Here is a 5,275-nt window from a genome sequence, read left to right on the forward strand (position 1 = left end):
CAAAGCCCGATGCAAAACGGAAAATCGAAAGGGAACAACCAACTGGACGTGGGTCTATCAGGCCTCGGCTCCGAACTCTACGTAACCAAGGGGACATTTTTGCTGCACAGTTGAGGGGACATATTGCCTAAGTATAAACATCGCCGTCGCGCCTCTTGTCAGAAGCGGCAGGACTGATTAACCTGCCGTCAGAGGGACTGGAACGGGGATTTTGCATCGCGAGTGAAATTCAACCGGAGTAGTGGATGAAACCCAGTGTCTACCAGATGATCGAATTGGTCGGGACTTCCGAGAAATCATGGGAAGAAGCGGCGAAAAACGCCGTGGAAAAAGCCGCCGACCAATACAAAGACATGCGCATCGCCGAGGTCGTTTCGCTGGATCTCAAGGTGCTCAACAACCAGGTCGTCGCCTACCGCGCGCGCGTCAAGGTGTCGTTCAAAGTAGAAGACTGACCGGAAGCGAACCCCGCCATCAGCTCAACAGCCCTTCGATGATCAGGTCGGTGGCCTCCGTCTCGCTCAGACCGCGTGACAGAAGCGTCTGCAATTGTTTGGAATCCACGCTGCCGATGGCCGCCTCGTGTGTGACATGCGCCTTGGAGTTGCGCACCTCGACGATCGGCGCCGCGAGGGCCACGGCCTCGCCTTGAACGATTTCCTTGCAATCCACGTGGCCGCGCGCGAAGGGCGCCGAGGCGATCAGATTGTTGTAGATTTCCGCGCGGGACTGATCGCGGGCGGCGATATATGTGTTGAGCAACCCGCGTGCGCCCTCGCCGGCGAGATGGGCCGACTCGCGGATGATGAGCGTATCGTTTTTCGTCGCGCTGACCCGAGCCGTCATCTCCACCACGCCGCGCGCCTGGCAGACGGTTTCGTAGTCGATTTCCATCTTCCCGACGCGCCCCTTGATCAGCTCGAATTCGGTTTTGAAGCGCGCGTCCTCGCCCACGAAAACCTTTGCCTTCGGAACGACGTGGACGCCGCCGCTAGGTCCATGAACATGCCGCTCGAAATAGGTGTAGCGGGCCCCCTTGCCGATATGAATGTCGGCGTCCATCAAATGTTGCACGTCGACGGCGTTCGGGAAGGTGCAATGTGCGGTAATCGAAATCTCGGCGCCATCCTCGAGTTGGACGTGCATGAGAATGCGCTGCACGCCGGCGTCCGCCAGCATGCCGAAGCACAGATGAACCGGCTTGGCGATTTTCACTCCGGCCAGTACGCGCAGATTCGCCTCGATGCCGTCGGGCAGTTCGGTCGCCGTGATTTCCAAACCGGGAACGAGATGCAGGCCGAGCACCCGGTTGTGGTTGATCTCCACGTGCGCCACGTCGTCGGGCAGGTGATGATCCAGGTTGATGGATTCGAAAATCTCGCGGATGGTGTCGTCGATCGACATGTCATTCTCCCGCCAGCGGTAGGTTCGGGTGGTCGCAGGGCCGGCAATGGTTGTTGAACCGCAACTGGATTTTATCCACCGCTCCCTGGTCGATCAGCTGGCCGCAGCACATCAGGAAGGCGTGTTCGGCCTGCTGCAGCACGGCCATGCTGTGCGTGATCAGAATGATCGTCGCGCCGCCGGATTTGAGGATTTTAATGGCCGCGAAGATGCGCTCCAGCGCCTCGACATCAATCCCCGAATCGGGCTCGTCCATCAGGACCAGTTTCGGTTCCATGGCCAGGATCGAGGCCAGCTCGATCCGTTTCCGCTCGCCGCCGCTCAGGGTTTTATCGACCGCGCGCGCGAGGTAACTCGACGGATCCAAGCCCACCAGATCCAACATTTCGCCGACATGGCGCGTGGATTTGTCGCGGGCTCCGGCGGCAATGAATTTATGTACCGACAAACCTTCAAAGCGCGCCGGTTCCTGCCAGGCGAGGGTCATGCGCAACCGCCGCGCCCGCTCGTCGACCGGCAGGGATTTGATCGAATCGCCGGCGAAATAAATATCGCCGGTGTAGTTCTCATAGCCCGGCAAACCCATGATCGTGCCGGCCAATGTCGATTTGCCCGCGCCGTTGGGGCCGATCAGGGCATGGACGTGATTTTCCCAAAAGTCGATGGAAAGATTGTTCAGAATCTTTTTCCCGTTGAAGGCCATCGTCAAATTCCGGATTTCCAGAATGCCCATCGGCCACGCTCCTTTTTTGGACGGTAGAGAAAAAGATAAGTCCTGTCGCCCGGTTTCGCAGCGGGAAATCTCCGCCCCGGCGGATATTTTATTTCGCGGGTGTCGATTCGTTGGACAGGGAAGGGGTATAACTGCAATTGATCCGGTAATTGCATGGTTTTTTGCAATCGCGCATCTGCTCGCGAAAGCGCTTCGCACCAGGCGAAAACCAAAGCGTTCGCGGGTCGTCGCGCAACTCGCCGATTCTTCCGCAGAGATCGCACGCGGTGACGCCGCCGTCGGCCAGAACGATCAGATTGTCGTCGCCGAGGGGGCAGGGGCGGTCGGCCAGGAATTTCAGCGGGTCGGTGAAATATTCGCGCCACAGGGCGAATTGCGACGGGTCGTTGTCGATCGGGAAGCCCTGCCGCCGCAGTTCGGTCAGTTGCTCCAGCGTCGTCAGAACGGTTTCCAGATCCCGTGGCTCCCGCGGCCACAACGGGTCGGTTGTGAAGAAATCGTTGGACCACGGTTGCCACAGAGTCGGGACGACGGCCTGAAACCGATGCGAGTGCAGGCGGAAATTTTTCACCAGGTGTCGGGTCAGGGCGGGCAGTTCGGCCGCGTTGATCCGGTTGATCGTCGAAACGACGCCGACCGTCAGGGCCGAGTGGTGCGTCAGGTATTGCAACATATCCATGACGCCTTGGTAGAGCCCGGGACCGTTGCGCAAGCGGTCGTGGGTTTCGCCGATGCCGTCGAGCGACACGTTGAGGATCGCCAGCCCCGCTCCGGCGAGCCGGTCGACCGTCATGGCCGTCAATCGCGAGCCGTTGGTGTTGATCGTCGGCAGAAAACCCAGACCGGCGGCATGGGCGACGATTTCTTCGAGGTGCGGGTAAAGCAACGGTTCGCCGCCGGTCAGAATGACGCGCCGCGGCCGGGGCAGCCAGGCGGCCAGCCGGTCGAGAAAGGTCCGCAGATCGGCGGGCGAGGGCTCCTGAGCGGGATGCAAACCGGCGCGGCAACCCAGGCAATGCAGGTTGCACCGCGAGGTCACGCAGAGATTGATGAACCACGGCAGGCCGTCATTCGGCCGCCAGAGAAATCGGGTCGGGTCGAGGCCGCTCATGAATCTCCCGGTGTTTTACGGTTGCCGATTTCAGTATATCGCGGTCAGCAATCATTTCCAGTCGTCGTGGATAGTTGTTCGGGCGTCACGGTCTTGGCGTGAAGAGCCACGGCCGTGATCGAAAGATTGAAAAATCCGAACAGCATTTTTCGATACCCTCATCTCCATAGAGCCCTTCTTCAGTCATTTGGTTGTTGGGGGAAACTCAACCTTCAACCGATTCGAGGACTCTTTCAGTATCTAAAAGTGTGAAAGAAATTGTACGTTATCCATATCGAAGGGTGCGATTCATTTCGGGGTGCCATGGTCTTCGATCCGCTAGGATCGATGGCCATGCCGAGCGGAAGCGGTGTTTGGATGCGTTAGCGGGCGGACGAATCAGCAGCCGCAGCCGCCGACCCGGCCATCGTCGTCATCCTCCCCGGTCGGCTTATCGTTTTCCGGATACACGCGTTCGACGGAATTCACCTGCAGAAAAATCTCTCCACGGCTGGAAACCATGGATCCAGTCTGCCCGAGAAAAGCATTGTGCGTTGGCATGATCGGAAGAGTCCGGTCGACTTCCAATTGGCCATTCAGGTCATAGACCAGGTAAAATACCTTTTTCCGGCCCCTGGTGCCCTCGTCATTATAGATATCGCCATAACTGCCAAACAAATAGGTCTTGTCGCGTTCCAGAAAGGTTTTTTGGATCGAATATCCTTGCTGGTCCCTCTGTTCATTCTCGTCCCACGACCAAAGAACGGCTCCGTTTGATGAATCGATCCTCGATAGAACTACTCTTTCATAATTGTAATATTCCACCGTGATATTCCGATCGTCCCCCCACGAAAGTTCACCGATAAAAATGCAGTCTTCGATCCATATACTATGTTGTTCCGAGATTTCGCCATCGGTGGATATCGAGGCGACGATAAACTCTCCCGCGTTGATCTTTGAATCGGTGACCTTCGTGTCCATACCCACAAAAAGTAGCTCATCATCTTCCTGGTAAAACCTAAAACCTGTTGTGTAGTCCAAAACAAAGAAAAAATTACTCGTCGCATGCAACGCCATTTCGATTTTCCAGGCTTCCTGGCCGTCTGTATCGATTTTAGCGACCAGATATTTTTTAGCGTTTTCTACTTCAGAATAAGAAGCGACATATAGATTTCCTGCTTCATCCGTCGCGATACCCGCGAACTGAGAATCATTGATTTCGAAAGCATATTTCTTGTTACCCTGCTGGTCGTATTGCCGGATTAGGATTGACTGCTGCTGGAGGGATTCGTCCCTGAGAAGAATGATGATAAGGTCTCCCGACGAATGGTAGAACATCTTCTTGATATATATCTGCCCTTCGTCGCTGAATGTTTTTTCCCAAGCCTCGTTTCCCAATGCGTCATAAACCCTGATCGAATAAAAGTCATTTCGATAGCATTGCATCGCCACATTTCCATTGTCGCCGGCAACCAGTTCCAAATCTTGGGCGAAGTCTAGATTGATCTCGTTTTTCCATATAATTGTTCCGTCGGCATCGATCCGTTGCAAATATTTGCTACCGTCGGCCCGACTGCTGTCTTTTGAAAGAATGTAAATATTCTCACCGTTTGGACTGATTGTTGCCGCTTCGATTTCACCAAAAGGCCCCCAATACCCTTCGCAGTAGCCCGTTTCATCATATCGAACTATATAGAGCCCCTCGTCCAAGCCGAGGTATTTCTCGGCCCTCGCCGGTGCGCAGACAATGAAAATAATGACAATTATTGCCTTAATGATCCGCATTTGGCACCTTTCCAAATCCCTCCAACAGATACATTCCTCCTCCTGTTTTGAGGGCAATTCCGGGTGCAATTCCGGGGCAATTCCGGGGGGCAATTCCGGGGACACATTACTTATCTCCCGGCAATTCCGGGGACACATTACTTATCTCCCACCGCTTTTCGCTTTTCGGATTTCCGATGGATTTAGAGGGACAGTATCTACAAATTGGAATTTCTGGAGCATTATTTAACTCCATCCTTCGACCACCGTCGGAATTTCTCACA

The 5,275-nt window shown here is 55.3% G+C and carries 5 protein-coding genes; 1 reads left to right on the forward strand and 4 read right to left on the reverse strand.

Annotation, left to right across the window (positions count from 1 at the left end; genetic code table 11):
• The first annotated feature begins 245 nt into the window (after positions 1 to 245).
• Positions 246 to 455 (forward strand): dodecin domain-containing protein, encoded by a 210-nt coding sequence (locus GX444_16175; GenBank protein ID NLH50116.1) that lies wholly within the window; start codon positions 246 to 248, stop codon positions 453 to 455.
• Positions 456 to 474: 19 nt separating this feature from the next.
• Here the strand turns inward: GX444_16175 and GX444_16180 are convergent, their stop codons facing one another.
• From GX444_16180 to GX444_16195, 4 genes are all read right to left on the reverse strand, one after another.
• Complete coding sequence (locus GX444_16180) at positions 475 to 1,404, reverse strand: SufBD protein (protein ID NLH50117.1); 930 nt, start codon at positions 1,402 to 1,404, stop codon at positions 475 to 477.
• 1 nt (position 1,405) lies between these two features.
• Positions 1,406 to 2,137, reverse strand: a complete 732-nt coding sequence (locus GX444_16185; GenBank protein NLH50118.1) for an ATP-binding cassette domain-containing protein — start codon at positions 2,135 to 2,137, stop codon at positions 1,406 to 1,408.
• Positions 2,138 to 2,225: 88 nt separating this feature from the next.
• Positions 2,226 to 3,248, reverse strand: coding sequence for a radical SAM protein (locus GX444_16190; GenBank protein ID NLH50119.1), 1,023 nt, complete (start codon positions 3,246 to 3,248; stop codon positions 2,226 to 2,228).
• 378 nt (positions 3,249 to 3,626) lie between these two features.
• Positions 3,627 to 5,012, reverse strand: a complete 1,386-nt coding sequence (locus tag GX444_16195; protein ID NLH50120.1) for a hypothetical protein — start codon at positions 5,010 to 5,012, stop codon at positions 3,627 to 3,629.
• Between the last annotated feature and the right edge of the window lie 263 nt (positions 5,013 to 5,275).

The sequence above is a fragment of the Myxococcales bacterium genome (assembly GCA_012517325.1).
GTDB lineage: Bacteria > Lernaellota > Lernaellaia > Lernaellales > Lernaellaceae > JAAYVF01.

Coding starts and splice junctions, on each gene's coding strand:
- GX444_16180 (NLH50117.1), bottom strand. CDS start 1,404: ATGTCGATCGACGACACCATCCGCGAGATTTTCGAATCCATCAACCTG.
- GX444_16195 (NLH50120.1), bottom strand. CDS start 5,012: ATGCGGATCATTAAGGCAATAATTGTCATTATTTTCATTGTCTGCGCA.
- GX444_16175 (NLH50116.1), top strand. CDS start 246: ATGAAACCCAGTGTCTACCAGATGATCGAATTGGTCGGGACTTCCGAG.
- GX444_16185 (NLH50118.1), bottom strand. CDS start 2,137: ATGGGCATTCTGGAAATCCGGAATTTGACGATGGCCTTCAACGGGAAA.
- GX444_16190 (NLH50119.1), bottom strand. CDS start 3,248: ATGAGCGGCCTCGACCCGACCCGATTTCTCTGGCGGCCGAATGACGGC.